The organism is Bartonella sp. AA2SXKL (assembly GCF_042197205.1).
Taxonomy (GTDB): domain Bacteria; phylum Pseudomonadota; class Alphaproteobacteria; order Rhizobiales; family Rhizobiaceae; genus Bartonella.
In genome coordinates this window covers 1-252 of sequence record NZ_JBHIRN010000261.1, presented here as the reverse complement: position 1 = coordinate 252, position 252 = coordinate 1, and the positions used below count along the sequence as shown (strand labels likewise).

Below are 252 nucleotides of genomic sequence, written 5' to 3'. Positions count from 1 at the left end.
GGACAAGGATATCGCGCTGGCCCTTTACATTGTCCAGGAATCTTTTCTCAAGTAAATTCTTGGACTGTTAAAGGAAAAAGATTATATTTCTATAATAATTCAGGACGTATTGTTGTTACCCTTTATTCTTCTAATGTTGATCGTTTTGAGGGATACACACTTGATGGTTATCCCGTTGTTTTAAGCCGTTAGATCATCTTTAGCCATTTATGAAAAAAAACAGATATATTAAGGAAGTCTTGAATTTCATTG

At 33.7% G+C, this 252-nt stretch carries 1 protein-coding gene; it reads left to right on the top strand.

What is annotated here, in order from left to right; translation table 11 throughout:
• Positions 1-192, top strand: a 192-nt coding sequence (locus ACFINS_RS11115; protein WP_375706304.1) for an AprI/Inh family metalloprotease inhibitor, incomplete at its 5' end; no start/stop codon positions are given.
• Between the last annotated feature and the right edge of the window lie 60 nt (positions 193-252).